Source organism: Salinisphaera sp. Q1T1-3, assembly GCF_003602005.1.
Taxonomy (GTDB): Bacteria; Pseudomonadota; Gammaproteobacteria; order Nevskiales; family Salinisphaeraceae; genus Salinisphaera.
On record NZ_QZWD01000027.1, the window covers coordinates 1 to 24,502 of the forward strand.

23 protein-coding genes and 1 tRNA gene are annotated in these 24,502 nt (G+C 66.5%); 14 read left to right on the forward strand and 10 right to left on the reverse strand.

The window, feature by feature from the left end:
• On the reverse strand, positions 1 to 321 hold a 321-nt coding region (locus tag D3260_RS16730), incomplete at its 3' end, for a creatininase family protein (RefSeq protein ID WP_199671570.1).
• A 122-nt stretch (positions 322 to 443) separates the two neighbouring features.
• Between D3260_RS16730 and D3260_RS16735 the strand changes: the two genes are divergently transcribed.
• From D3260_RS16735 to D3260_RS16745, 3 genes are all read left to right on the forward strand, one after another.
• Positions 444 to 2,099, forward strand: coding sequence for a Na+/H+ antiporter (locus D3260_RS16735; protein WP_120099759.1), 1,656 nt, complete (start codon positions 444 to 446; stop codon positions 2,097 to 2,099).
• Between the two features lie 195 nt (positions 2,100 to 2,294).
• A complete protein-coding gene (locus D3260_RS16740; protein ID WP_120099760.1) occupies positions 2,295 to 2,915 on the forward strand; it encodes a flavin reductase family protein in 621 nt (206 codons plus the stop codon).
• 35 nt (positions 2,916 to 2,950) lie between these two features.
• A complete protein-coding gene (locus D3260_RS16745) occupies positions 2,951 to 3,400 on the forward strand; it encodes an MliC family protein (RefSeq protein ID WP_120099761.1) in 450 nt (149 codons plus the stop codon).
• Between the two features lie 384 nt (positions 3,401 to 3,784).
• Here the strand turns inward: D3260_RS16745 and D3260_RS16750 are convergent, their stop codons facing one another.
• Entirely contained in the window at positions 3,785 to 5,092 is a 1,308-nt protein-coding gene (locus D3260_RS16750) for an NRAMP family divalent metal transporter (protein ID WP_120099762.1), read from the reverse strand.
• Positions 5,093 to 5,215: 123 nt separating this feature from the next.
• On the opposite strand from D3260_RS16750, the gene D3260_RS16755 reads away from it, so the two are divergent.
• The 5 genes from D3260_RS16755 (at position 5,216) to lon (ending at position 10,679) form a co-directional block, all read left to right on the forward strand.
• Entirely contained in the window at positions 5,216 to 6,307 is a 1,092-nt protein-coding gene (locus tag D3260_RS16755) for a M42 family metallopeptidase (RefSeq protein WP_120099783.1), read from the forward strand.
• 172 nt (positions 6,308 to 6,479) lie between these two features.
• Positions 6,480 to 6,839, forward strand: a complete 360-nt coding sequence (locus D3260_RS16760) for a CidA/LrgA family protein (RefSeq protein ID WP_120099763.1) — start codon at positions 6,480 to 6,482, stop codon at positions 6,837 to 6,839.
• A gap of 1 nt (position 6,840) precedes the next feature.
• Positions 6,841 to 7,560 carry an LrgB family protein gene (locus tag D3260_RS16765; RefSeq protein ID WP_120099764.1) on the forward strand — a complete coding sequence of 240 codons (720 nt, stop codon included), beginning with the start codon at positions 6,841 to 6,843 and terminating at the stop codon, positions 7,558 to 7,560.
• Between the two features lie 120 nt (positions 7,561 to 7,680).
• Positions 7,681 to 8,100: an Hsp20/alpha crystallin family protein gene (locus D3260_RS16770; protein WP_120099765.1), complete on the forward strand. Its 420-nt coding sequence runs from the start codon at positions 7,681 to 7,683 to the stop codon at positions 8,098 to 8,100.
• Between the two features lie 128 nt (positions 8,101 to 8,228).
• The gene (gene lon, locus D3260_RS16775; protein ID WP_120099766.1) at positions 8,229 to 10,679 is read left to right on the forward strand and encodes an endopeptidase La; all 2,451 of its coding nucleotides are present in this window, start codon (positions 8,229 to 8,231) and stop codon (positions 10,677 to 10,679) included.
• Positions 10,680 to 10,857: 178 nt separating this feature from the next.
• Here lon and D3260_RS16780 read toward each other — a convergent pair whose 3' ends face one another.
• From D3260_RS16780 to D3260_RS16810, 7 genes are all read right to left on the reverse strand, one after another.
• A complete protein-coding gene (locus tag D3260_RS16780) occupies positions 10,858 to 11,607 on the reverse strand; it encodes a polysaccharide deacetylase family protein (RefSeq protein WP_120099767.1) in 750 nt (249 codons plus the stop codon).
• A complete protein-coding gene (locus D3260_RS16785; RefSeq protein ID WP_120099768.1) occupies positions 11,604 to 12,668 on the reverse strand; it encodes a glycosyltransferase in 1,065 nt (354 codons plus the stop codon). The genes D3260_RS16780 and D3260_RS16785 overlap by 4 nt, the downstream gene beginning before the upstream one ends.
• Positions 12,669 to 12,799: 131 nt before the next feature.
• Positions 12,800 to 13,372: a gamma-glutamylcyclotransferase gene (locus D3260_RS16790; protein WP_120099769.1), complete on the reverse strand. Its 573-nt coding sequence runs from the start codon at positions 13,370 to 13,372 to the stop codon at positions 12,800 to 12,802.
• A 13-nt stretch (positions 13,373 to 13,385) separates the two neighbouring features.
• Positions 13,386 to 14,309, reverse strand: coding sequence for a recombination-associated protein RdgC (locus tag D3260_RS16795; protein WP_120099770.1), 924 nt, complete (start codon positions 14,307 to 14,309; stop codon positions 13,386 to 13,388).
• A gap of 608 nt (positions 14,310 to 14,917) precedes the next feature.
• Positions 14,918 to 15,697 (reverse strand): EAL domain-containing protein, encoded by a 780-nt coding sequence (locus D3260_RS16800; RefSeq protein WP_120099771.1) that lies wholly within the window; start codon positions 15,695 to 15,697, stop codon positions 14,918 to 14,920.
• Positions 15,694 to 16,674: a glutathione S-transferase family protein gene (locus tag D3260_RS16805; protein WP_120099784.1), complete on the reverse strand. Its 981-nt coding sequence runs from the start codon at positions 16,672 to 16,674 to the stop codon at positions 15,694 to 15,696. Before D3260_RS16805 ends, D3260_RS16800 begins: the two co-directional genes overlap by 4 nt.
• A gap of 117 nt (positions 16,675 to 16,791) precedes the next feature.
• A complete protein-coding gene (locus tag D3260_RS16810) occupies positions 16,792 to 17,298 on the reverse strand; it encodes an MOSC domain-containing protein (protein WP_147418245.1) in 507 nt (168 codons plus the stop codon).
• A gap of 120 nt (positions 17,299 to 17,418) precedes the next feature.
• Here D3260_RS16810 and D3260_RS16815 point away from each other — a divergent pair, with 120 nt between their 5' ends.
• The 6 genes from D3260_RS16815 to D3260_RS16840 all read left to right on the forward strand — a co-directional run bounded on the left by D3260_RS16815 (position 17,419) and on the right by D3260_RS16840 (position 23,132).
• Positions 17,419 to 19,794: a GNAT family N-acetyltransferase gene (locus D3260_RS16815; RefSeq protein ID WP_120099773.1), complete on the forward strand. Its 2,376-nt coding sequence runs from the start codon at positions 17,419 to 17,421 to the stop codon at positions 19,792 to 19,794.
• Complete coding sequence (locus tag D3260_RS16820; protein ID WP_120099774.1) at positions 19,791 to 20,348, forward strand: DUF924 family protein; 558 nt, start codon at positions 19,791 to 19,793, stop codon at positions 20,346 to 20,348. The genes D3260_RS16815 and D3260_RS16820 overlap by 4 nt, the downstream gene beginning before the upstream one ends.
• Positions 20,349 to 20,424: 76 nt before the next feature.
• Complete coding sequence (locus D3260_RS16825; RefSeq protein WP_147418246.1) at positions 20,425 to 21,297, forward strand: S1/P1 nuclease; 873 nt, start codon at positions 20,425 to 20,427, stop codon at positions 21,295 to 21,297.
• 94 nt (positions 21,298 to 21,391) lie between these two features.
• On the forward strand, positions 21,392 to 22,147 hold the full coding sequence (locus D3260_RS16830; RefSeq protein ID WP_120099776.1) for a ribonuclease I: 756 nt from the start codon (positions 21,392 to 21,394) through the stop codon (positions 22,145 to 22,147).
• 65 nt (positions 22,148 to 22,212) lie between these two features.
• A tRNA-Arg gene (locus tag D3260_RS16835) sits at positions 22,213 to 22,289 on the forward strand.
• A 33-nt stretch (positions 22,290 to 22,322) separates the two neighbouring features.
• Positions 22,323 to 23,132, forward strand: a complete 810-nt coding sequence (locus D3260_RS16840; protein WP_120099777.1) for a TOBE domain-containing protein — start codon at positions 22,323 to 22,325, stop codon at positions 23,130 to 23,132.
• An 869-nt stretch (positions 23,133 to 24,001) separates the two neighbouring features.
• On the opposite strand, the gene D3260_RS16845 is transcribed toward D3260_RS16840, so the two are convergent.
• Positions 24,002 to 24,436: a GFA family protein gene (locus D3260_RS16845; RefSeq protein ID WP_120099778.1), complete on the reverse strand. Its 435-nt coding sequence runs from the start codon at positions 24,434 to 24,436 to the stop codon at positions 24,002 to 24,004.
• Between the last annotated feature and the right edge of the window lie 66 nt (positions 24,437 to 24,502).

A 24,502-nucleotide genomic window follows, 5' to 3' on the forward strand; every position in this document is an offset into this window, starting at 1 on the left:
CGCCCGTGCCACACCCGCCCCCACAGCCTCGATCGAGGCCGCCATCCGCTCGGGCGAGAGACTGAGCGTGCCGGGAAACCCCGTGTGCTCGACGCTGGCACCGAGCGACAGCATCGGCAGTCGCAGTACCGGACGCATGCCGTTATAGACCGCGCTGGCCGCATCCAGCAGCCCTTCGCCAATCACGGCGTCGGTCGACAACGGCAGATGCGGCCCATGTTGCTCGATCGCCGCCACCGGCAGAACCGCGACCGGATCGTCGGCCGCCATCGCGGCCAACGTCTCGCTCGTCTGGTCGCCCCAGTTGATAAAACCGCTCATGAGATCACCACCGCCAAACCGATCCTCATGTTCGCGCATTCGCCCGGCCATCGCCCAGCCCGTTGGCGCGCCCACGGTTAGAATCGGGCACGATTATCGTCATTTCCCGAGTCGCCCATCGCATGTCGATCGTTCTGACCAGCCTGATTCTGCTTTTCACGGTCGCCCTGTCCGGCGTGCTCATCGGACTGCTGCCGCTTCGGCTGCCGCGACCGCTGGTGCAGATCGCCATGGGCGCCGCGCTCGCGGTGCCCAGCTTCGGCCTGCATGTCCAGCTGCATCCGGAAATCTTCTTTTTGTTGTTCATCCCGCCGCTGTTGTTCATCGACGGCTGGCGGATGCCGCAGCGTGAATTCCGTCGTCTGGTCGTTCCGATCACGGCCCTGGCGCTCGGGCTGGTGATGGTGACGGTGCTGTGCGTCGGGCTATTCATCCACTGGCTGATTCCGGCCATTCCACTGGCGGCCGGTTTCGCGCTCGGCGCCGTGCTCTCGCCGACCGACGCGGTGGCGGTCTCGGCCATCACCGGCGGCTCGCCGATTCCACCTCGCATGCTGCATGTCCTGCAGGGCGAGGCCTTGATGAACGATGCCTCCGGGCTGGTCGCGCTGCGTTTCGGCGTCGCCGCGGCCATGACCGGTGCCTTCTCCTTGCCGACAGCCGCGTTGAGCTTCGTGCTGATTGCGGCCGGCGGTCTGGCCGTCGGCTGGGCCATCGCCTGGCTCTTTGCACAGATCCGGCATTTCGTCACCCAATGGCGGGGCGACGATCCGGCCAGTCATGTCGCCCTGCTCGTGCTCCTGCCGTTCGCGGCCTATCTGCTGGCCGAACATCTGGGTGTGTCAGGCATTCTGGCCGCAGTCGCCGCCGGGATGACCCTCAACAGCATCGACACGCTCAAGGGCGAGCTCAACACCCGCATGCAGAGCCGTGGCATGTGGACCATGCTCGAATTCGTGTTCAACGGTCTGATCTTCGTCCTGCTCGGTCAGCAGATCCCGGCGGTATGGGGACTGGCCGACAATGCGAGCGTCACCATGGGCCTGTCGATGGCCCAGATGATCAGCTACCCCTTCGCATTGTTCGGTCTGCTGCTGGTCACGCGTTTCATATGGGTGGCGATCATGATCAAGCTCGCGAGCTGGCGCGCGGTGCGACGCGGCGAGACCCCGATTCGTCCTTCGACCCGGGTCGCGGCAACCACCGCCATCGCCGGCGTGCGCGGGGCGATCACGCTGGCCGCCGTATTGTCGTTACCCTTGGCCGGCGCTGACGGTCAAGCGTTCCCGGGCCGGGGCCTGTTCATCTATCTGGCCGTCTCCGTGATCCTGATCTCGCTGGCCGTTGCCACGGTTGCCCTGCCGCCATTGCTCAAGCGCATCAAGCTGCCCGCCGACGATCCGCGAGCGATCGAGGAACGACGGGCCCGGGCGGCAGCGGCCAAGGCCGCGATCAAGCGACTGGACACGCTGCGCGAGCAGCACGCCGAAGAGCAGGACGATGCCGACGAGGCCTCGCTGTATTCCGAAACCGCCGGCCGGATCATGGCGAGCTATCAACCGTGGCTCGACCCGGACGCGGACACCGCAGACAAGCAGCGGGCCCGACGCGGCTTTGCCATGGAACGCACGCTGCGTCTGTCCGCACTCGATGCCGAACGGGAGGCGCTGTACCAGCTGCGACGCGATGCACACATCAATGACATCACCATGCGCCGCGTTCTCGCCGATATCGACCTCACCGAAGCCTCGCTGCGGAGTCGGCGTCGCAGCCGCTAGTTTCGTGCGAGTCCGCGCCAAGCGCCCCGGCACGGCCGGCGGGGCATGCGCACGACCGTTAGAGCGTTTAAGGTAGCGACATCTGCTTCATCATCCGGTGGACGAATACGATCCGGCAGCAACCACCGGCTCGGCCTGCCGCGGTCGAGGCACGGCGGCGCGCTCGAGATACGCGTCTTCCGGAAAGGTCTTCACATGTCCGACGATTTTCACTACTACGAACCCAGCGCCGGCCACGGTCTGCCGCACGACCCGTTCAACGCTCTCGTGGCGCCCCGCCCCATCGGCTGGATCTCTTCGGTTGCCGCTGATGGCACTCGCAACCTCGCGCCGTACAGCTTCTTCAACGCGTTCAACTACACACCGCCGATCGTGGGCTTCGCCAGCGTCGGCTACAAGCACTCGGTGGCCAATATCGAGGCCACCGGCGGCTTCGGCTGGAACCTCGCCACCCGCCCGCTGGCCGAGGCCATGAACGAGAGCTGCCGACCGGTGGAGGCCGAAGTCGACGAGTTCGAACTGGCCGGGCTCACGCCAACGCCATCACGGCACATCGCCGCTCCTCGAGTGGCCGAATCACCGGTATCGTTCGAGTGTCGCCTGAGCCAGATCCTGCGTCTGACCGGCGCCGACGGCGAGGCAACGAACAGCTGGATGGTATTCGGCGAGGTCGTCGGCGTGTATATCGCCCGGCACCTGCTTGTCGACGGCATCTATGACACGGCGGCGGCCGAGCCGATCCTGCGCGCCGGCGGCCCGGCGGATTATTTCGAGGTCAGCCCCAACCATCGTTTCCAGATGCATCGCCCCGGCTGAATCTTTCCTTCACTTCTCTTGCCACGAGCACGATCATGATCGAAACCCTGCGTCTTCCCCTGGCCTGTGTCGCGGCCAGCCTGGCCCTGGCCGCCTGTGCCCCCAGCACACTGCCGCCGCCCGACGGCTCGCCGAATGCGACCTCGCCGACCACCGGTGGGCCGCTGTCCGGCACCCCTGAACCGGACGCGCTCGACGACGCGTCCGACAACGCCACGCCAACATCCGGCGATGTCCGCTACGAATGCAGCACCGGCGAGACGATCGTGGCCCGCTATCCCGATGTCGAGACCGCCGTGATCGATTACAAAGGCGACGAACACACCCTGTCGCTGGCCATGTCGGCCGACGGCGCCCGGTATGTCGGCGACGATTACGAATGGTGGACGCGCGGTACGGGGCGTAACGGCCAGGCGACGTTGTCCGAACGCAACGACGACAACACGACAGGTCGCCAGATCGCCAGCTGTCGCGAGCGCAGCTAGAGCCTGTTGAGGTTTCGTGCGAGCGCCTTTTCGTCGAGAGACCGCCGTGTGTCCGGCAAGGCGCGAGTCGCCAATCGTGGCGTGTCACGATCCAGACTGGCAACGCGGCAGGGCGCGATTTGCAGCCCGCCCCTTCGGGACAAAGTGCCCCAGAATCAGAAACACGACGGCAATACAGCGTTCTCGCACGCTGGCGCCGTATGACTGCGCGACGCCTCGTCTTGCCGCCCATCGTCAATTTCAGGGCGCACCGGGCGCGGACTCGCACGACACATCAACAGGCCCTCGGCGTGTCGTCACCGCTGCGCGACGCATCGGCCTCACCCGGGCACGGCCGACCGGGCATCCGCCGTTCAAGCGACGGTGGCTGCCCGCTTGTCGCTCTCAGCCGACCAATCGCCAGCCCACGTAGACCACGGCGAAACCGCTGAGAAAGACCAGCCCGGCTCGGCTCAGCCATTGCATGGCAGCGCCCGGTCGGGCGCGCTCGGGCAGATGACGCGACATCACCAGCCGATAATTCAGCCAGGCCAGCACCGGGGCGGTGAGAAACGACAGGCTCGTCGCCAGATCGATCATCACCGTGAACCGGCTGCCGAGCAGGTACAGCACGCCCAGCGAGACCGTCGGCACCGCGACGAGCAACCCGCGATAGAGCCCGACGCTGTCGGCCAGCGGCGGGCGGTAGGCCAGCATCGCGATCATGTGGCGCATCACGCGCGGATGGGCATCCAGTACGGTCAGCAGGGTCGAGAACATGGCCGTGAAGGCACAGGCCGCGATCAGCGGCCAGGCCCAGGTACCGAGCGTGTCGGTATAAAGACCGATCAACTGTTCGGCGAACACTGCCCCGCTGTCGGAGAACAGGGTGCCGGTCGCATACATGACAAGCGCCCCGAGCGCCAGGAAACCGATCGCCAGAACACAGGTGCCGATATAGCCGATATTGAAATCCAGCCGGGCATGCGCGAGCGTCGGCAGCCGGCCGGTCTGACGCGCCCGCTCGAGCGTCCAGAGCGAATGCCAGGCCGCGGCATCGATCGGGATCGGCATCCAGCCCATCAGGGCGATGAGAAACGCGATGCCGCCGGCCGACCAGACCGGTTTCGGCGTCGCTGTCGCCCAGTCGCCGGCGGGGCCGTGGATCAGGGCCGCGACGACCGCCACCAGCGTGCTCACGGCCAACACCGCCACGATCCACTTGATCGCCCCATCGAGTACGCGATAGTGACCGCGATAGAGGATCGCCGCCGAGACCGCCAGTAACCCGGCGGCCCAGAGAATGGGCGGGCCGGACAGACCGGTCATCGCGATCGCCAGATTGGCCGTGACCAGCGCCAGTGCGGCCTGGATGGCGAACATCGTGCCGAGCGTGAACAGGAAGTAGATCGTCACCGCGTGCCGGGAGAGCTGCCAGTAGCCGTCGAGCATCGAGCGGCCGGTGGCTGCGGCAAAACGCGGCCCGTATTCGAGGAAGGGATACTTGAACAGATTGACCAGCAGCACGGCCCAGAGCAGGCCGAGGCCATAGTCCGCGCCCGCGCGGGTGGCCTGCACCAGATGCGATACGCCGATCGCGGCGGCGGCGAGCAGCAATCCCGGGCCGATGGCAGCAAGCCGGCGCCCCGCGGTCGGGCTGGCTGCAGAGGCATGCGGGGCACGGCGGCGCGGCGTGGAGTCACCGGTCGTCATCGAAAAGCCTTTCAAACGGCGCCGTCACGCGGTCATGACGGCGACTTGTCGCGCATCGGCCGCGCGCGGAGAATGTGGCCTTTCATTTTCGCCCGGCAAGGGCGTCTGCAACAGGTCTTTTTCATGGCTGACACCGGATCGATTCTCACCGCCGACTCCATGGCCTTTCTCGAGCGTTATCTGAACAACGCCTCGCCGACAGGTTACGAGTCCGCCGGGCAGAAGCTCTGGATGGCGTATCTGAAGCCCTACGTCGATGAATTCATCACCGACGCCTACGGCAATGCGGTTGGCGTGATCAATCCCGAAGCCGAGTACAAGGTCGTGATCGAAGGCCATGCCGACGAGATCGGCTGGTATGTCCGCCACATCACCGATGACGGTTTCATCTCCGTGGCCCGCAACGGCGGCTCCGACCACCAGATCGCCACCTCCAAGCGGGTGCACGTCCATACCAAGAACGGCCCGGTCGACGGCGTCTTCGGCTGGCCGGCGATTCACACCCGCAACCCGTCCAAGGAGAAAGCCCCGTCGAAAGACAATATCTTCGTGGACGTGGGCGCCGACGATAAGGCAGGTGTCGAGGCGCTGGGCATTCACGTCGGCTGCGTGATCACCTATCCGGATCAGTTCTTCACGCTCGGTGCGGATCGTTTCGTCTGCCGTGCCATCGACAATCGCATGGGCGGTTTCATGATCGCCGAGGTCGCGCGACTGATCCACGAATCCGGCAAGCGCCCCGATTTCGGGCTGTATATCGTCAACTCCGTGCAGGAAGAAGTCGGCCTCAAGGGGGCCGGCATGATCGCCGAGCGCATCCAGCCGAACGTGGCGATCTGCACCGACGTCACCCACGACACCTCGACCCCGATGATCGAAGCCAAGACCATCGGCCAGGTCAAGATCGGCGACGGCCCGGTGATCACGTATGCGCCCGCGGTCCAGAACAACGTGCGCGAACATCTGATCAGCACCGCCGAGAGCGGCGACATCCCGTTCCAGCGTCTGGTCAGCTCACCGGCGACCGGCACGGACACCGATGCCTTTGCCTACAGCAATGCCGGCGTGCCCTCGGCGCTCATCGCGCTGCCGCTGCGCTACATGCACACCACGGTGGAGATGGTGCATCGCACGGACGTGGAAAACGTCATCCGTCTGATCCATGACGCAGTCACGGGCATCGAATCGGGCGAGAGCTTCAGCTACTTCGACTGAGTCGGGGCGAACGCGCCCATCACGGGCCGGCGGCGATGGCGTCGGCCCTTTGTCGTGCCGGGCCATAACGAGCGCCGGTCGCCCGAAGCGGTACCGGCGGTTCGCGGCCCGCCCGCTGCGTGGCGGCGCCGCTTTTCGCATAATACGCGCGCCATACGCCAAGACACGCCTCATGATCGCCTCGATCGCCGCGTTGCTCGTCCTGCAACTCATCGGCACCATCATCATCCGCCTGACCGGCATTCCCCTGCCCGGCCCGGTCGTCGGCATGCTCATCCTGTTCGCCTATCTGCTGTGGCGCGGTGCCACGCCACACGCGCTGGAAGGCACGACGAAAGCACTGCTGTCCAATCTCGCCCTGCTGTTCGTCCCGGCCGGCGTGGGCATCATCACGCATCTCCACGGCGTGGCCGCGCACTGGATCGCGCTCTCGGTCACGCTGATCGCCAGCGCCGCCATCGCGATCGTGGTCACCGGCTTCACGCTGCACTGGCTCATGCCGGCTGCCGAGAAAGACCACGGGAGCGCGTGAGATGAACGCCATCACACAGATCTGGGTCTATCTCGCGGAACAGCCGCTGCTCTGGCTGACGCTGACCGTGGGCATCTTCTGGCTTGCCCAGCAGCTCTATCGCCTGGCCGGTGATTTTCCACTGCTCAACCCCGTGCTGGTGAGCGTGGCCGTGCTCGTCGTGCTGCTGCTGGCCACCGGCACGCCGTATCACGAGTATTTCGACGGCGCCCAGTTCATCAGCTTTCTGCTCGGACCGGCCACTGTGGCGCTGGCCGTGCCGCTGGCCAGCCAGGCCGCGACCCTCAAGCGCCTGTGGCTGCCGATCGCCATCGCGCTCACCGTGGGCTCTCTCACCGCCGTGCTCAGCGCGCTGGCCATCGGCACCGCCCTCGGCCTGCGCGGCGAGATGATGCTGTCGATGCTGCCGAAATCGGTCACCACCCCGATCGCCATGGGCATCTCGGACCAGATCGGCGGCAGCCCGAGCCTGACCGCCGTATTCGTCATCCTCACCGGGATCGTGGGCGCGGCCATCGGCATCCCCCTGCTGCGCGTGCTCGGCCTGCGCGATCCGGTCGCCAAGGGGTTCGCGCTCGGTGTGGGCTCGCATGGCATCGGTACCGCGCGTGCCTTCGAGCACAGCGACCGCGCCGGCGCGTTCTCCGGCCTCGCCATGGGCCTGAATGGCGCGCTCACCGCGATTCTGGTTCCCATCATCGTCTGGCTCGCCGGGCTCTGACCGCTCTCGTCGACGCCGCATGCCGGGCATCGATGCGATCGATGCCCGGCATGCGATCGCCAAACGCCGACAGCGGTTGTATCGCACTGTAGCCGGCTCTATCTTCATGCCAGACCGATAATGGATGAAGGTGTCATGGCGATCGACGATCTCGACAGCTGGATGTGGGCCGAGGCGGTGCGCCGCCAAGAGCAGGCGGATCGCATACAGCGCCAGTTCTTCAAGAAGGCGACCCACCAGCCACGCCGTCAGTGGGAGCCCCCGGTCGACATCTTCGAGACGACCGATGCGATCTACGTGATCGTCGCCCTGCCCGGCGTGTCCGATGCCACCTTGAGCGATCTGGAGGTGCGCGGCGACACGCTGTACGTGGCCGGCCAGCGCCAGGTCCCCACGCCCGGTGAACGCGCCGTGCTGCACCGCCTGGAGATTCCGCACGGCCATTTCGAACGGGCCATCACTCTGCCCTGGCCGCGTCTGACCATCGCCGGCCACGAGCTGACCGACGGCTGTCTGTATCTGACCCTGGCCAAGCGATAACCCCGGCGTCCGGCGACGACGTGGCGTGCAAGCGCACGCTGATCCCTGCACGGCGAATAGCCGCCCGTTCGCGTCCACAGAGCGCGCTTGCGGCGCTTCGACCGGCCCCAGCAGAAGCGATTTCCGAGATGAGCGAACAAGACCCTTCCGAATCCCGTGAGCATCTCGACGATACCGTCGAGAACACATCGGCCCCGCGTACTGTCGAGGGGCCCAGCACCACGCTGGTCTACAACCGTCAGTCCACGCCGCGACCGGAGACCATCACGATCCTGCCGATGCAGGAGACCGTGCTGTTCCCGGAGCTGGTCATGCCGGTGGTGCTGCAGCGCCAGGCCACGATCGGTGCCGCCCAGCGGGCCACCCAGAACGATCATCCCGTGGGGCTGATCCTCGGTTCGGCGACCGGCGACGGCGAGGCCAACGACGCTGGCCCCGAGGCGCTGCACCGGGTCGGCACCGTCGCCAATATCCTGCGCTATGTGACCGGCAACGACGGGCTGCATCATCTCGTCTGCCAGGGGGTGTCGCGGTTTCGCGTACACGAATTCTTCGAGGACGACCACGGCGACCTGAAGGCGCGGATCAGCTGGATCGACGAACCGGAAACAGAGGGCGACAAGCAGATCGATGCCCGCATGTCGAACCTGCGCGCCCGCGCACTGCAGGCGATCGAGCTGATGGACCAGCCCTCGCGCGAGCTGGCCAACGCCATTCGATCGATCGAGTCCGCGGCCCTGCTCGCCGATGCGACGGCCGGCTACCTGGGGCTCAAGCCGAAGGAGAAACAACGCATTCTCGAGACCATCGAGCTCGAGCCGCGGCTCGAGCTGGTGCAGTCCTTCATGGATTACCGTCTCGAGGTCATGCGGCTGTCCGCCGATATCAACAAGCAGACCCAGGAGCGGATGTCCGAGCATCAGCGCAAGGCGATGCTCCGCGAGCAGATGCGTTCCATTCAACGCGAGCTCGGCGAAGACGACAACGTCACCGAAGAAGCCGAACGGCTACGCGAAGCGCTCGACAAGGCCAACCTGCCCGAGGACGCCGCCGAGCAGACCGACCGGGAGCTGCGCCGGCTGGAACGCATGAACGAGTCCTCGGCCGAGTATTCGATGGTACGGACCTATCTGGAGCTGATGGCCGAGCTGCCGTGGGACAAGCTCTCGACCGACGCCATCGATATCGCCCGGTCCCGCGCGATCCTGGACGAGGATCACTACGGCCTGGACAAGATCAAGCGGCGCATCCTCGAACATCTGGCCGTGCACAAGCTCAACCCGGACGGCAAGGCCCCGATCCTGTGTTTCGTCGGCCCGCCCGGGGTCGGCAAGACCTCGCTGGGCCGCTCGATCGCCCGGGCGATGAATCGCGAGTTCGTGCGGGCAGCGCTGGGCGGTGTGCACGACGAATCCGAGATCCGCGGCCATCGCCGAACCTACGTCGGCGCGATGCCGGGGTCCATCATCAGCCAGATCAAGAAGGCCGGGACCCGTAACCCCGTGTTCATGCTCGACGAGATGGACAAGCTCGGCACCTCGGCCCACGGCGATCCGGCCTCGGCCCTGCTCGAGGTGCTGGACCCCTCGCAGAACGATTCCTTCAACGACCACTATCTCGGCACGCCGTTCGATCTGTCGAAGGTGATGTTCATCGCCACCGCGAACGTACTCGACACCATTCCGGGCCCGTTGCGCGATCGTATGGAAGTCATCGAGGTCCCCGGTTACACCCGCGAGGAGAAGAAACAGATCGCCAAGCGTTATCTGATCGATCGCCAGCGCGAACAGGCCGGCGTGACGGCCGAACAGGTCGATATTTCCGATGCCGCGCTCGATGCCATCATCGCCGGCTACACCCGCGAGGCCGGGCTGCGCAACTTCGAGCGCCAGATCGGCTCGATCGCCCGGCACGCCGCGGTCAAGGTCGCCGAAGGCGAATCCGGCCCGGGGCGGATCGAACCGAGCGACCTGCAGGCCATCATCGGTGCCCGACGTATCGACGACGAGGTCGCGCTGCGCACCGGCGTCGCCGGCGTGGTCACCGGCCTGGCCTGGACACCGGCCGGCGGGGACATCCTGTTCGTCGAGGCCTCACGCGCGCCGGGCAACGGCAAACTCACGATCACCGGGCAACTGGGCGATGTGATGCGGGAATCCGCCCAGGCTGCGCTGTCGCTGGTCAAGGCCCGGGCCGAGACCCTGGGCATCGCCCAGGAACGCGTCGACAAGTCGGATATCCATATCCATGTCCCGGCCGGCGCGATCAAGAAGGACGGCCCGAGTGCCGGTGTCGCACTCTATACTGCACTGGTCTCGCTGATGACCGATCGCAAGGTCCGGGCCGATGTCGCCATGACTGGCGAAATCAGTCTGCGCGGTCAGGTTCTGCCGATCGGCGGCGTCAAGGAGAAGACGCTGGCCGCGCATCAGGCCGGCATCAAGACCGTGTTGCTGCCCGAGCGCAACGCCAGGGACGAGGAGGACATCCCCGACAATATCCGCGAGGCGCTGGATATCCGCTACATCGGAGAAGTCGCCGAGGCCATCGAGATCGCCCTCGAGCCAGCCGAGACCTGAGCCGCGTCGCTGCGCCGGGCAGTCGTCGCCCGACGTGGCGCGTCTCGGCATGTGCGATACGCCCGGACAACCGGCGCATCGGCCGTTGTGCCGCCGCGGCCGGTGGCAGCCGGGCTGCCCTTGGACGCGACAATCACGTCATGACGGCCGTTGTCGCCGTCATGCGATGCCGACTCAGTCAGCCGTTGCGCCCGTGCCGCCAGCGTGTCTTGTAGGCAAAGGCGAGCGGGCCATCCTTGAAGGACATCCCTTCCCGCGGGATCTCGTAGCGACTGGCCGCACGCTCGGCGCGATCGCGGATACAGGTCAGGCCACTGGCGAAACCGGCGTTCTCTACCCGCGCCATCACGTCCGCATCGTAGTCGCCGTAGGGATAGGCGAAATGCCGTACCTCGCGGCCCAGGACATCGGCCAACCGCTTGCCGGAATCGTCGATCTCGTGGGTCCGCTCGGCGGCGTTCAATCGGCTCAGCCGGGGGTGGGTCGCCGAATGGGCACCGATCTCGATGCCGGCATCGGCCAGCTCGCGCAGCGCCGGCCCGTCCATGAGCCGATGATCGGCCTCGGAGTACGCCTCGGTCTGCCAGTCCGCCGTGGCGCCGAGACGATCGCTGACCGCGAATACCGTGGCCGGAAATCCGTGATACGCCAGTATCGGCCAGGCATGACAATGGAAATCGACGAAGGCGTCATCGAAGGTCAGCACCACGCCCGGCTGCTTGAGCGGCGCCTCGCCGCGAAGGGCCGCGAGCGCCCGGTCGAGGCTGATCACGGTCAGATCCGGCCGCACGAGCTGGCGCATGTGACGGGCGAATCGATCGACATGACAATACAGCCCGAGCCGATTCGGCGGTTTCGCAAACACGCCGACGTGATGGTAGAGCAATACACGAATCGCCGCGCCGGCCGCGGGAGTCGCCGCATTCATGTCACGGCAGCCCGTTCGGCCGGTGCCCGGGGCGTGCCGACGCGTCTGGTCATCAGACGCAGCCGCTGGGCCAGCCCCGGCCCGATGAAACGCCTTGGCGCCGCGGTGACGAAACGACGCATCACGGTCGGCGATTGCAGCAGGCCGGCAGCATAGGCGATCTGTACCCAACCGATGCCCAGCACGCCCTCGAAGGCCCGGACCGGGAAATAACGGGTCCGCGCATTGGCCTCGCCGAGCCGTGTCAGCCAGTCCGCCGCCCAGTCCAGCTCGGCGAGATCAGCCGGCTGACGTTTGCCGTTGCGCCACAGTACGCGATGCCGGTCCAGGTCGGCGTCCGCATAGCGCATGCCGAGACAGTCGAGCTGGCGGGCGAAGATACGTCTCTGGAAACCCTGGATCGCCTCGGCCTTGCCGCGCGTGGTACTGGTCGGATGACGCCGGCAGCAGACCAGCGGATACGGCTGGCTGGCGATCCGGTGCGATTCGGCCAGCCGGCTCCAGAACTCGTAGTCCGAGCTGTAGGTGAACGTCTCGTCATAACCGGTCTCCCGCAGAACGCGCGTGCGGCCGGTCACCGAGGGCTGTTGCAACGGGCTTTTGTAGATCAGCTGGGCGTGGGCGGCATCGGCATCGGTGGGTCGACGCGTGATCGCGCGGTTGCGCCGGCCCTGCTCGTCCATCCAGGCTGCCCAGGAACCCACGGCCGCATGATCGGGGTGTCGATCAAGAAAGTCGGTCTGCATCGCCAGGCGGTGCGTATCGGCCCGGTCATCGCTGTCCAGGGAAGCCATGTACTGCCCGCGCGCCAGCGCCAGGCCGCGATTGCGGGCGCCGGCGATGCCCAGCTGTGTGTCGTTGCGCACATAGCGCACGCGCACATCCGGATAGACGCCGACCACGTCCGCCGTCTCATCGGTCGAGGCATCGTCGATGACGATGAGCTCGAAATCCGTCAACGACTGCGCCAACACGCTATCGATGGCATCGCCGATGAAGCGGGCATTGTTGAACGTCGGGATCACCACGCTCACGCGCGGCGGGTGCGATGCAGCGCTCATGGCCTGCCTCTTGATTGAGCCCGAGCCCCGTCGGGGGCGCTGAAACGGCGCCCACGCGCCGACGGCAAACGGCGGATTCTAGTGTGGCCCCACAGCCGGGACAAGACGACCGGTCGCATGGCCTGCATCCATTATTCGGCCGCGATCAACGCACGCAGCCGATCGGCGACCGCCAGACAGTGGGTATCGGCCACGTTCATATCGCGCAGCGCATCGGCCAGATGCAGCGCATAGTCGCGGTTGGGCCCGCTCGGCCCGCTGGCCGTGCGGATGTGTTCGGCGATGTCATCGATCGAGGCTTCGCCCAGCCAGGCCGCGTTGTCGGCTGTCGCGATATAGGCCAGCCCGTCCTCGACGTGGCCATCCTCGAAGGTCATCGGTTGCACGGCGCGCAGATAACCGTTCTTCTCGCGATGATCGAGATAATCGAAGACCGCCGGCGTGACGCGATAGGCCATGCCGGTACAGGTCTCGCCGGGCGCGGCCACCAGTGTAACGACCCGACCGGGCGCGCCCGGCGTACCGCGATGATCATGCGAGCCCTGCCAGAACCGGCGCGCCCAGCCGGTGATACGGACCGGCCGGCGTTCGATGTAGTCGAACCCGGCCTTGTAGATCAACGAGCCGTAGCCGAACAGCCACAGCTCGTCATGATCGGCGAAGGCGCCGGCGCGTCGATTGGCCTCGATGGTGTTGGTCGACATCGCGGCCCGCGTCTCAGGCCGCCTCGGTCTTGCTCTCGCCGGCCACGCCGAAATGCGTATAGAGCCGGTCGAGCACGCCGCGCAAGGCTTCGCCCTGCAAGGCGATTCGCGCGGTCAGCTCGGCCACCGCATCGTCGGCGTCCAGCGAGTCCAGATCGTCCTGGATCAGATCGAGCGCCCGCACACGCTTCAAGTCCAGATTCTCGTCGACGTCGAATTCGATCGCATCATCAACGGCGACGTTGAGCTTCGTGGCCTGCATGCCGGCCGCCAGATGAGCCCGGATCTCGTCCTGGGCCAGATCCATGGACGTGATGCGCAGGCTGGCCTTGTCTTCGTCGCTGGACTCCAGCACGCAGCGATCGCCGCACTCGAAACCGTTGGGCAACGCCGCGGTTTCGGTGATCCAGCGCGACAGCTCGGTGGCCACACCGATGCGCGGCTCGGGCCGGGTGACCGGCAGGCTGCCGAGCGCTTCGCGCAGCGCAGCGACCACGGTCTCGGCGGTATTCTCGGAACCGGCATCGACCCAGATCCGGCTGGCCCGCAGATCCACGACGAAGGTGGTGCGCTTGGACCGTGTGAACGCCCGGGGCAACAGCTCGAAATGAGCCTGCTCGCGGATATCGGCCTTCTCGCGCCGGCTGACCTTGCGATTCTCCTTGGCCTCCAGCGCCTCGACCCGCTCGGCGACTTCCTCGGAGACGACCGGGCCCGGCAACACGCGGCTGATTTCCTGGTAGACCCCGATGGCCAGGCCGTCGACGGCGTGCACCATGGCGTGCTCGCCCTTGATCGGCGGGACGAAGCCGCCGACCGACACCGTCTGCTCGCCACAGCTCGGGCACAGGGCACCGGCCAGCGCATCGTCCAGCCCGGCCGCGGTCAGCCCGAAATCATTCGTGCCGAGAAAGACGCAGAGATTACGTAACCACATGACAGATCCCGAGTTTTCTTCTTCGTGAAGGCGCGATTCGCGGCACCGGATATCGATTGCAGCGACCGCGTGATCGTCGCGCACGATACGCCGCGCCTTGCGGCTTAACAAGCACGCCGCACGCCGCGCGGCGCATCGGTCGCCGCTGGACCGGGCCCGCCGCAGGACACCATGAACGCGCCGGGTCATCGAGGTGTCCCACACGTGCCGCGCCCACCACCGCAGGCCACGGCCGGGCAGTGGCTGCCGACAGGCAACGCCCGCGCGGGGACGTGGGCACCTCGATACAAGGCCCGACGCAAAACGCCCTCACGGGTAGCGCATCAGCGCTTTTCGCGTTGCCGGAGCGCCACGACAGCCTGACTCGCCCGCCATCACTGCCGAATTCAACGAGTCGGTGCCCGAATTCGCCTCGTTTGACTTCCTACGGCCGGACATTCGTCTCGCCAAGCGCTCGACTCTGTATTCGAACGGCATGTTCGACATGGCCCCTCGCTCGCGTCAGGCCATGGTCGGCGCTATCGAGCGATACGGCCACCGCGACGGATCGGTGCCCGACCCGCCCGATCAACGCATACCAGGGCATACCCGCAGATATATGCCGAACATCAGCCGGAATCGCCCCGGGCTTCTTCGAATTGTGACGGCGTACACACCGGCAGGCTCTCGAGCCCCGGCCGGGCATAGAAGTAGCCTTGATGGCGCGTAATGCCGGCCGCGAACAGCCACTGGGCCTCACCGGCCGTCTCGATCCCTTCGGCGATGGTGTCAATCCGCATGTCGCGGGCCATGCCGAGCATGCCGGTCACGATAGCCTGGCGGCGCGGATCCCGATCGATGTCGGTGACGAATCGTCGATCGATCTTCAACAGATCGGGTTGCAGGTCGACCAGCAGATCGAGGTTGGCAAAGCCGGTGCCGAAGTCGTCGAGCGCGACCACGAATCCATAGTCTCGATAGGCGTTGACGATTTCCTGCAGATGGGCCTTGTCGGTTACATCCTCGCTTTCGGTGATTTCGAAACAGATCCGCTGGACAGACCAACCCACTTCGGCCGCGGCCTCCAGCGTGCTCTGGATGCAGGCCTGCGGATCGTAGACGGCATTGGGCAGGAAATTGATCGATAGACGACCTTCAAGCCCCAGTCGATGCGCCAGTCGCAGTGCCTGGGTCCGACACTGCTGGTCGAATCGATACAGGCGTTTCTTGTCCACTTGGTTCAGGATGCTGGCCGCGGACTCGCCGTTGACGCCGCGCACGAGCGCCTCGTAGCCGACGACCCGGCGTGCCGCGAGATCGACGATCGGCTGGAAAGCCATGGTGAAATCGAAATCCAGCGGGGCTTCACAGCGCCGGCAGGAGCCGTCCTTGCGGGCACACTCGCTCATGATGCGGTTTCCGTATAGACCGACGACGACGGCGATCGATGCCCTGACACCGAACCGGCCGGTGCGACATGAAAGCCGTGTCGTGGGAAATGGTTGCGTAACCGGCCGAGCCCGGCGGCCTCGCGCTCGATGACCACGCGTTCGGTATCGGCATGCACGAGCTGTCCTTCGACGGGGTCGCTGCCGTAATCGGTCGCTGCGACCTGCACCCGCTGACCGGCCGCCCAGGCAAGGGAGGGCTCGATGGCCGACATCAGCGGCTCGAAATCCGGCGCGTCGCATGCGACGGCCAGTGCGTCGGTCGATTCCATCGGCTGCGGATTACCGTGGCCGATCGCGGCCATGCGTTCGGCCCAGGCCAGAATCGCCGGATAAGCGTTCAGCGCGTCCGCCACGCCCGTATTTCCGCGCACATACCAGACCGGATGATAGAGCGCGAAATCGGCCAGCGTCGGCGCTGCCCCGAGCACGAAGGCACGACCGGCCAGCTGGGCCTCCAGTGCCATGAGCGACGGCTGCCATATCGATGCCGAGAACTGTGCATCCGGGGCGCCCGCGTCGCCGCTGGCAAAGAGGGCAGCCCGATCGGCTCGAAAGGCGGCCAGCCCGTCGGCGCCGAGCTGGGCAGTCAGCGCACGCTGGCCGTCCGCCGACAGCAGGACCGGAATCGCGGCGAGAAACATCTGCTGATCGCCCAGGCTTTCGAGCGCGCGCACGCTGACAGCCTGCGCTGCCGGCACGAGCGGTGGCGTCGGCAGCCGTCGGTCGATCTCGCGGACGATCAATCGCGTGTCGGCATAGATATCCCGACCGATCTGGAGCACTGGCGTTCGTCGGTAACCGCCGGTCAGCGGCATCAGATCCGGCTTGGGCAGAATGCGCGGCACGTGCACCGAATGCCACGTCGCGCGCTTGTGGCCGAGAACGAGCCGGATCTTCTCGGAAAAAGGCGACGCCTCGAAATGATGCAGAATCATGAAATCTTGACTGGCTTGCGGTGGCGACATCACCACTCTACCCGAGCGCGTGTCCGAATCGACGGGCAAAAATGCGATTTTCGCCGTATGTGTCCGTACGTGTCTCGCGGGGCAGCCTCACTGGCCGATAACCGTGACACGATCGCCGAGCCGCAGCGCGCCGCCGGTCTCGATGGCCGCGCGCACGCCCCCGCCTCGATAGAGCCCGGCGCGCATGTCGGCCTGCAACAGACGCGATAGATAGCCACACGGCGCACAGCGGCCGATCAGGCGCACGACGACGTCGCCGATCACGAGCCGCCGGCCGCGCAATACAAGCAGATCGAGCCCCGCGATCGCGAGATTGCGCCGCAAATCGGCCGGCGCGATCGACCGCCCCAGACGTTCGCCACAGCGCGCGATATCGGCCGTATCGATCAGTGATAGCGCACGTGCCCCCTCGCCGATCGCATACCGGCCGGAAAACGTGCCGCAACCGGCCTGATAGCGATCGCCGATCAGGCCCTGTCCGGCCACCGCCTCGGCGCAGTCGATCGCGTCCATGGGTGCCCCGGCCACCGCCGTCACATACAGCCCGACGACCCGGCCAGCGCCCGTCGTCATCACCTCGTCGGATGTCGCCATGGCCATAAGCGCACGGCTCCGGCTTGAGCCGGGCCGTCTGTCTTGCTCTGATACACCCATGAAGGGTAACCGTTCGACACCGCCACGGGTGATGGGTAGAACGCCGGGGGCAGGCCGTAAATGACGCTGCGCAACGTCGATGCCCTGTTTTCGGCGCGCCGGGTCAACGTGTTCGGCGCGCCCGATACGGCGGCCCAGCGCCAGCTGGTCGATAATATCCGCGCCAGCGCCGGTGAGGCATTCACCCATGTCACGGGCCGGCCGAGCCGCTGGCAGTTTCCGGGCGACCCCGGCCCGGTCGGCGTCATTCTCGATGCGCGCTGGGCGCGACCGCGGGCCATCAGCGCACTGGCCGAGGCCGGCTGCCGGGCCTTGGTCTGGGCCGCCCCCACCGACGTCACCGACGATGTGCTGCGGGCCGCGCGGCCAACCAATCTGCGCATCCTCGGGGGCCGCTCGGCCGGTGTGATCGACCCGCGGAACGGTCTGAACATGACCACCCTGTCGCTGACGCCGCGGGCCGGGCAGGTCGCGCTCATCAGCCAGTCGCAATCGCTCACAGCCGGCGCGCTCGACTGGGCGCTCGGGCGCAATATCGGCTTTTCCTGGCTGGCCTGCACGGGTGCCGAGGCCGATATCGACACCGCCGATCTGCTCGATCACGCCGCGCTCGATCCACGCACGCGGGCCGTGGTGCTGCAGGTCAGCGAGATCAAGCATCCGCGCAAGTTCATGTCGGCGGCCCGGGCGGCGGCCCGCGTCAAGCCGGTGCTCGTGCTCCAGACCCGCGCCCGGGACACCGCCACGCGCGACGGGCCGGACCCGGTGCGCTCGGCCGCGTTCGCCCGCGCGGGCCTGGTCGAATGCGAAAACCTGGGCGGCTTGTTCGACGGTCTGGCCGCCCTGGAGCTTCTGCCCCGCGTTACCCGGGATCGCGTGATGGTCCTGGGCAACGGTGCGGGTGTCTGCGCCCTGGCCGACGACGCCCTGCGCCGCCAGTCCCTGAAAGCCGCCCGGCCGGGCGATGATATGGCCGAGGCCCTGCCCCGCATCGCCCCGCGCGCCCACGACACGGCGGCGGGCATCGATCTGGCCGCCTCTAGCATCGACGAGACCGTGGCCACGCTGCGCGCGGCGCTGGCGGAGAAACAGGCCGATGCGGTGCTGTTCGTGCACAGTCCCGTCGCCGGGCATCCACACGCGCCGATGGTCGATGCCATTGCCCGGGCCGCGCTCGACCCGCGCCTGATGACGGTCTGGCTCGGGCTGCAGACGGCGCTGCCGGCCCGGGCCTCGGCGGCCGAGGCCCGCCTGGCGACATTCGCGTCGGTGGACGAAGCCGCCCGGGCGATCCGCTACCGGCGTCAGTATCACGATACCCGGGCGTTGTTGACCGCCACGCCGCCGCCCGATCCGACCGTGACCGCCGACGTCGACAACCAACGACACCGGCTGGCGGTACTCGCCGCCGACGGCGTGGAATGGCTGTCGGCCGAGGATACGGCCGAGCTGCTGGCCGACTACGGGATTCTCGGGGCAGCCAGCGGCCAGCCCGACTCGGATCCGTCGATTCGCGTGCGTATCGAGGTCATGCCACATCGCGAATTCGGCATGGTCATGCGCGTGACCGACGAGTCGCTCGGCGTGCCGCCGGCCTACGGCTTCGCGCCGCTGGATGCCCTGCTCGCGCGGCGCATGCTCGAAGGCGCGAGCGCCGGCCGGCTGAGCGCCACCGCCCAGGCTTTCGAGGCCCTCGCCCAGGCCCTGGTGCGCCTGTCCAAGCTCGTGGTCGATCTGACCCGCATCATCCGCCTGGACCTGCATCTGGGTATCGGGCCGCAGGGCCGGCTGCATGCGCCGACCGACACACTCATCGAGATCACCGACGCGCCGCCAGCCGAGCGCGAACGTCTGGCGATGTCGCCCTATCCGGCCCGAATGCGCCACCGCGTGACCCTGCGCGGCGAGCACACCTATGTGGTCCGGGCGATTCGCCCATCCGACGAACCGATGGTGCTCGATCTGCTGGAAAGCCTGTCGCCCGAGGAGATCCGGCTGCGCTTTTTCACCTACATCCGGCATTTCTCGCACGACATGGCGGCGCGCATCACGCAGGTGGACTACGACCGCGAGGTCTCGCTGGTCATCAGCCCGGCCGACAACAGCACCGTGCTGGCCGGCATGGGGACCATCATCGCCGATCCGGACGGCCATCAGGCCGAGTTCGCGGTGCTCGTCCACCACGCCCATACGGGCGTCGGGCTTGGCCGTCATCTGCTCGACTGCCTCCTGCGCCAGGCCGGCGCCCGCGGCATCGACACGGTCTATGGCGATATCCTCACGCATAACCGCCCCATGCTGGAGCTCGCCCGCAGCCTGGGCTTCGCCCTCCAGCGCTCGCTCGACGATCCAACCAGCGTGCGCGCCGAAATCGACGTCGCGCGCTACCGACAGGCCAGCGAACAGGCCACCCGCACAGCCGACGACACTGCATGACACCGACCCCGCCTGCCGCCGCCCGCGATGTCCTCGCGTTCTGGTTCGACACGCTCGAGCCGCATCAATGGTTCGTCGCCGATGAGCGCGTCGACCGGCATATCGCCGCCCGCTTTGGCGCGCTGCTGCCGGCAGCCCGGGCCGGCTGGCTCGCGGACTGGCGCGACACACCGGACGGCCGACTCGCCGAAATTCTGGTGCTCGACCAGTTCGCACGGAATATCCATCGTGGCACCGCCGAAGCCTTTGCCGGCGATGCCCTGGCCCGCGAGCGGGCCGACGCCGCCATTGCAGCCGAAGCCGACAGCGCGTTGCCGGTCGCGCGCCGTGTCTTTGTCTACATGCCGTTCATGCACAGCGAATCGATCGCCGATCACGATCGAGCCGCCCGGTTGTTCGATGTCCCCGGCATGGAGACCCAGCAACATCACGAAGCCCGCCATCGCGCCGTGCTCGAACGTTTCGGGCGCTATCCGCAACGCAACGCGGCCCTGGGACGCGAATCCACGGCCGAAGAAGCCGCGTTCCTTGCCGAACCCGGCGCTGCTTTTTGAGCCGGCGCGTCTCGTGAGCGCCGATATCGCATCGCAACGCGGCCCGTTTCAGGTCGGCCCGAGCCGGACGGCTGCCATGAGCCGCCGTGCCCTGCGTCTGCTGTGGTGCTCGATGCTCGGTCTCGCCGCGCTCGCGACCCCGCCGGCGATGGCCTGGGGCCCGCAGGGCCATGCCCTGGTCGCCGATATCGCCAGCGCCCATCTCGCACCGGAAACACGCACGGCGGTGACACGCCTGCTGGCAATCGAAAACCGCCAGCGGCTCGACGAGATCGCCGCCTGGCCCGACGCGATTCGCAGCGACCGGCCCGAAACCGGTGCCTGGCACTACGTGGATATCCCGCGTGCGGCCACGCATTACGACAAACGACGGGACTGCCCGGCCGGTCGCTGCGTTGTCACGCAAATCGCACATTTCGCCGCCATACTCGGTGACCGGCATCAGCCGTCCACGGATCGACTGGTCGCCTTGAAATTCCTCGTCCACTTCGTCGGCGACGTCCATCAGCCGCTGCACGCTGCCGATGACAACGACAAGGGCGGCAACACCGTGCAACTGACGTATTTCGGCCGCCGCACCAATCTGCACCGCATCTGGGACAGCGCGATCGTCGATCGGGCGCTGGGCCTGCACGTCGGCCCGCAGTTCCAGATCGCGCTACCCGCAACGCGTACCGCCGCCCGTACGCTGGATGACATGATCACGGCAGCCGAGCGCAATCGCTGGCGCGCCGGTATCGACGCCCGACACATCGAACGCGCGGCCGTGCGCTGGGCCAACCAGTCGCATCGACTGGCCCGAACCACGGCTTACGGCAAGCTGCCCGCCGCCCCTCGACGCGACTGGTCGGCGGGTTATCAACGCCAGGCCTGGCCGGTCGCCCGTCGCCAGCTCCAGCGGGCCGGCATCCGGCTGGCCGACGTCCTCAACGCCGAGCTGGCGCCGTGATATCGACACGCCAACATCCGATCCTGCACGTCCCGGCCGTCCCGATCCGCGCCCATCGACGTCGTCGTCATCCCATCGCCCCGGACCGCAGCCCATGAAAAAGACACGCGCCTCGATCCTCGCCGGTTTCGTTCTCGTCTGGCTGTCCGGCACGGCAAGTGCGGCGACTGTCGGCAACGACATGCCTTCGCTCATGCCCGGACGCCTCGGCGATTTCGGTCACTACACCCTGGCGCTGACCTGGCAGCCCGGCTTCTGCGACGGCGACAGCTGTGCCGCCGACCAGCCGCGCGATGTATTGATCGGCCTGCACGGCCTGTGGCCGTCGCGCCCACAGGACCTCATCCAACGCGACATCGCCGCCCCGCAGTGGTGGTCGCGCGGCTGCGACTACTATCACCACAGCGGTGCCGCCCCCACGCTCGATGCCGATACCCGCCGGTCGCTGGCGCGCATCATGCCGCAGCTCGATTCGGATCTCCTAACCCACGAATACGACAAGCACGTGCAGTGCTTCGATTACGTGGCCGATGATTTCTTCGACGCCGCACTCGTCCTGCGCGGGCGCATCGCCGACAGTCCGTTCGGCCGCTGGTTGCAGGAACACGCCGAGCAAAGTGTTGCCCGCCATGACCTGCTGGCCGCCTTCGACCGGGCGTTCGACACACAAAAGACCGCGGCCCTGCAGCTGCGCTGTTCCGGCGATGGCGACAACCGGTTTCTGAGCCAGCTGTGGTTCACGATCCCGCGCGAACATCTGGCGGATTTCCCGCAGGAGGCCGGCCTGATGAATGCCCCCATCGCCCAACACAACTGCCCGGCCCGTTTCCGCGTGCCGAACTGGTCATAACGTCTCGTCGTCGACCGGCACGGTTCACCTCGAGCCGCGTGCACGGTAGGCTAAGCGCTCGTCGCGTCCGTGTAGCTCAGCAGGATAGAGCAGCCGCCTCCTAAGCGGCAGGTCGCAGGTTCGACTCCTGCCTCGGACGCCATTTCTTCTGCCCGCGTTCTTCATCGGCAAGCGTATGGCAACGGATGTCTCCCGTCTCGACAGCCAACTGCATCTCGGCCCGCGCACGGGCGGGATCGGGGCACGGCGTATCGCGCTGCTCGAAGCCATCGGCACGACCGGCTCGATCACCGCGGCGGCCAAGGCCGTCGGCCTGAGTTACAAGGGCGCGTGGGATGCGATCAACGCCATCAACAATCTCGCCGATACGCCGCTGGTCGAGCGCAACACCGGTGGGGTCGGCGGTGGCGGCACCACACTGACGGCACGCGGCACCCGCCTGGTCGCCACCTATCGCGCCGCCGAGGCCGAGCAGGCCCGTTTTCTCGAACAGCTCAATCGCCGGCTGGCGCATCTGGCCGACGACGATCTCAACCTGATGGAACGACTCGCCATGCAGACCAGCGCCCGCAATCAGATGCTCGGCACCGTCACCGGCCTGACCCGCAGCGCGGTCAACGCCGAGGTGAACATCACCCTGCCCGGCGGCGATTCGCTTACGGCCGTGATCACGAACGCCAGCGCCGACAATCTCGGGCTGGAAACAGACGTTGCGGTCACGGCGCTGGTCAAGGCCAGCTGGGTGATCCTGGCAGCCGGGGATCTATCGGCCGCATCGCTTTCCACCCGCAATCGCCTGGTCGGCGTCGTCGAATCGGTGACCCGCGATGACGTGTCCAGCGAAGTGACGCTCAAGCTGCCCGGCGGCGCCACCCTGGCCGCGGTCATCACCCGTGAATCGGCCGATAACCTGGCACTCAAGACGGGCGATACCGCGACCGCGTTGTTCAAGGCCTCGAGTGTGATTCTTGCGCAGGCAAATTAGCTCGCGGACCTGTCTTCGGCTCGGCTGGGTTCAGGCTCGCGAACCGACAGCGTTCGAGAATGCGCCCAACCCCGGTTAAAGCCGCACGCGAATGGCGACGACTCGCAGCCAACGGATGAAAATATAGAGTCAGCCAGCGACTTCGGCGGATTGAACACTGTCGAGAATGGCTTGAATTCCGGTTTCGCACTGCCGTGCGAGTCACTTTCGTTTGCTTGTCCAAACGAAAGTAACCAAAGAAAAAGACACCCGCTTCCGCGCCGGCTAACGCCGGTCCACTCCGATGCTCAGTCCCAGCGGACGCGGCAAAAAACTCACATCGCTTTGGCGATGCTCAGACAGCTTTGCCGCGCCGGCGCGGTGCGCCGGACACCTCTGGGCCCTGCGCGTCTCCGTCGGCATCAGACGGCACTCGATACAGAGCTGGGAAATTTGGCGCGGGAGTCGTGCCGAAACGTACAGTGTTGTCGAGCGTAGCGAGTCGACTCCTGACCTGCGGCCGCCGTGCCTGTATTCCACCCCGTCAGGCCGGCGACGGAGAGGCGTGCCAGCGGCGGGTGTCCGGCGTATACGCCGATGTGTACAGCCTGTTTGAGGACCGCCAAAGCGGGCCGAGTTCTGGACACATCCCGACGCTGGCGCGCATCGGAGTGGACCCGCGAAGCGGGCGCCGGACCGGGTGCGCTTCTTTCGGTTACCTTTCTTGCGCAAACAAGAAAGGTGACTCGCACATCAGTGCGAAACCGCCCAGTTAAAGCCGCACGTGGATGCGACGACTCAGAACGCGAAAAGATCACACGCACGAAAGCCGCTCCCACCGCGCGACCACAAACACCATCCCGCCGGTCCGCAAAAGACAGTTGCCTGCGTCAGTCAGTCGCCGGCACAAACTGCAACATCCCAATCACCCGCCGATATGCCCCCGCATCCACCTCACTCGGATGCTGCCGCCCGTTATTCACGGGCACTTCGGCAAAATCAAACGGACTCATCCCATCCAGACAAGCGACGTTGACCCCGTATTGCTCGGGGTTGGAGCGCCGCTGATGGTGTGTATAGATTCCGCAGCGCGAGCAGAAATAATGCTTGGCCGCGTGCGTGCCGAAGGTATAGCAACTCAGCACGTCGGCACCGGCCACAATCTGGATATCGGCAAGCGCGGCCGAAACCGCGACCGCACCGCGCATTGAACAGTAAGAACAATCACAACGTCGCGCGGTGCGAAGGCCATCGGCCAAACGCACGTGAAATTGCACGCCGCCGCAATGGCAGGCACCGTCGAGCACATCGGTATCGGGGTCCATTGGCCGTCCCAGATTGGCCTAAAGCCGCGCTTCGATACTACGCCGCCCCTGCCGTGCTCGACAGGA

Excerpts from the sequence above, each read along its gene's own strand:
- D3260_RS16750 (WP_120099762.1), bottom strand. The coding sequence starts at position 5,092 with ATGACGACCGGTGACTCCACGCCGCGCCGCCGTGCCCCGCATGCCTCT.
- D3260_RS16765 (WP_120099764.1), top strand. The coding sequence starts at position 6,841 with ATGAACGCCATCACACAGATCTGGGTCTATCTCGCGGAACAGCCGCTG.
- D3260_RS16805 (WP_120099784.1), bottom strand. The coding sequence starts at position 16,674 with ATGATTCTGCATCATTTCGAGGCGTCGCCTTTTTCCGAGAAGATCCGG.
- D3260_RS16820 (WP_120099774.1), top strand. The coding sequence starts at position 19,791 with ATGACACCGACCCCGCCTGCCGCCGCCCGCGATGTCCTCGCGTTCTGG.
- D3260_RS16830 (WP_120099776.1), top strand. The coding sequence starts at position 21,392 with ATGAAAAAGACACGCGCCTCGATCCTCGCCGGTTTCGTTCTCGTCTGG.
- D3260_RS16745 (WP_120099761.1), top strand. The coding sequence starts at position 2,951 with ATGATCGAAACCCTGCGTCTTCCCCTGGCCTGTGTCGCGGCCAGCCTG.
- D3260_RS16790 (WP_120099769.1), bottom strand. The coding sequence starts at position 13,372 with ATGTCGACCAACACCATCGAGGCCAATCGACGCGCCGGCGCCTTCGCC.
- D3260_RS16740 (WP_120099760.1), top strand. The coding sequence starts at position 2,295 with ATGTCCGACGATTTTCACTACTACGAACCCAGCGCCGGCCACGGTCTG.
- D3260_RS16845 (WP_120099778.1), bottom strand. The coding sequence starts at position 24,436 with ATGGACCCCGATACCGATGTGCTCGACGGTGCCTGCCATTGCGGCGGC.
- D3260_RS16780 (WP_120099767.1), bottom strand. The coding sequence starts at position 11,607 with ATGAATGCGGCGACTCCCGCGGCCGGCGCGGCGATTCGTGTATTGCTC.
- D3260_RS16800 (WP_120099771.1), bottom strand. The coding sequence starts at position 15,697 with ATGAGCGAGTGTGCCCGCAAGGACGGCTCCTGCCGGCGCTGTGAAGCC.
- lon (WP_120099766.1), top strand. The coding sequence starts at position 8,229 with ATGAGCGAACAAGACCCTTCCGAATCCCGTGAGCATCTCGACGATACC.
- D3260_RS16840 (WP_120099777.1), top strand. The coding sequence starts at position 22,323 with ATGGCAACGGATGTCTCCCGTCTCGACAGCCAACTGCATCTCGGCCCG.
- D3260_RS16795 (WP_120099770.1), bottom strand. The coding sequence starts at position 14,309 with ATGTGGTTACGTAATCTCTGCGTCTTTCTCGGCACGAATGATTTCGGG.
- D3260_RS16770 (WP_120099765.1), top strand. The coding sequence starts at position 7,681 with ATGGATGAAGGTGTCATGGCGATCGACGATCTCGACAGCTGGATGTGG.
- D3260_RS16760 (WP_120099763.1), top strand. The coding sequence starts at position 6,480 with ATGATCGCCTCGATCGCCGCGTTGCTCGTCCTGCAACTCATCGGCACC.
- D3260_RS16735 (WP_120099759.1), top strand. The coding sequence starts at position 444 with ATGTCGATCGTTCTGACCAGCCTGATTCTGCTTTTCACGGTCGCCCTG.
- D3260_RS16755 (WP_120099783.1), top strand. The coding sequence starts at position 5,216 with ATGGCTGACACCGGATCGATTCTCACCGCCGACTCCATGGCCTTTCTC.
- D3260_RS16825 (WP_147418246.1), top strand. The coding sequence starts at position 20,425 with ATGAGCCGCCGTGCCCTGCGTCTGCTGTGGTGCTCGATGCTCGGTCTC.
- D3260_RS16785 (WP_120099768.1), bottom strand. The coding sequence starts at position 12,668 with ATGAGCGCTGCATCGCACCCGCCGCGCGTGAGCGTGGTGATCCCGACG.
- D3260_RS16810 (WP_147418245.1), bottom strand. The coding sequence starts at position 17,298 with ATGGCGACATCCGACGAGGTGATGACGACGGGCGCTGGCCGGGTCGTC.
- D3260_RS16815 (WP_120099773.1), top strand. The coding sequence starts at position 17,419 with ATGACGCTGCGCAACGTCGATGCCCTGTTTTCGGCGCGCCGGGTCAAC.